Origin of the sequence: Actinomadura logoneensis, assembly GCF_003428695.1 — a bacterium.
Lineage (GTDB): Bacteria > Actinomycetota > Actinomycetes > Streptosporangiales > Streptosporangiaceae > Spirillospora > Spirillospora logoneensis.
On record NZ_QURH01000472.1, the window covers coordinates 1 to 1,106 of the forward strand.

At 75.6% G+C, this 1,106-nt stretch carries 1 protein-coding gene and 1 pseudogene; both read left to right on the forward strand.

Annotated elements, in window-relative coordinates:
• Positions 1-62 precede the first annotated feature (62 nt).
• Positions 63-647, forward strand: coding sequence for a sulfite oxidase-like oxidoreductase (locus tag DZF91_RS23395; RefSeq protein WP_117359506.1), 585 nt, complete (start codon positions 63-65; stop codon positions 645-647).
• A gap of 186 nt (positions 648-833) precedes the next feature.
• A pseudogene (locus DZF91_RS41300) lies at positions 834-1,106 on the forward strand (sensor histidine kinase); the annotation flags it as partial.

A 1,106-nucleotide genomic window follows, 5' to 3' on the forward strand; every position in this document is an offset into this window, starting at 1 on the left:
CCGCCGCCGGCCCCGGCCCCGACGCCGCGCCGCCGGGCGGGGAGCCGGCCGGGCCGAAGGCCCTGCCCCCGGGGCAGTACGTCCCGCGCGGCTGGCCCGTCCTGCACTACGGGCCCGTCCCCAAGTTCCGTCCCAAGGACTGGGACTTCCGCGTCTTCGGCGCGACCGCCACGGGCGGCCAGCACCGGTGGACGTGGGACGAGTTCGAACGGCTGCCGCGCGCCTCGGCCGTCGCCGACTTCCACTGCGTCACCAAGTTCACGATCCCGGACAACCACTGGGAGGGCGTTCCCGGCTCGGCGATCGTCGAGCTCGCCCCGCCCGATCCGGAGGCCACGCACGTCATGGTGTGGGCCGAGTACGGCTACAGCGCCAACATCCGGATGAGCGACTTCCTCGCCGACGGGACGATGTTCGCCACGCACCGCGACGGCGAGCGCCTGCCCCCCGACCACGGCTTCCCGATCCGGCTGGTCGTCCCGCACCTGTACGCGTGGAAGAGCGTCAAGTGGGTGCGCGCCGTCGAGTACCTGGTCAAGGACCGGCGCGGCTTCTGGGAGGAGCGCGGCTACCACAACGTCGCCGACCCCTGGCGCGAGCAGCGCTACTCCTACCAGGAGGACGAGGGCGACGCCCCACCCCTGTGACCGCCGCCGGCCCTGGTGGGCCACCGCCGTCCTGGTGGTCCGTCGCTGGACGTGGTCCGTCGTGGGACGCCGACGGCCCGCTGACCTGCGGAAGCGCCGGGTTCGGGGGAGGTTGGCCGGACCCGGCCCGGCGCGGTGGGCGGAACCGGCCACCCGCCCGGTGCGGGGACGTTACGTTAGGTCGTCATGGACGCACCGTCCGTGCTCGACCTCGTGTGCACCGGGTCCATGGCCGCCGTGACGGCCGGGGCCGCCGGAACCGCCGCCCTCCGCCGGCGGCGGCGCACCAGGCGGCGCGCTTTCGCCACCCCGGCCGACGAGGCCACCTTCGCCACCCTGCACACGATCTCCCGCGCGTCGCCCGCGCTGCGCGCCGGGCTGACCGGCGACTCGGCGCGCAAGGCCGTCCGGCACCTGCGCGCGCTGCTCGGCGCGGACGCGATCGCGCTGGTCGCCGCG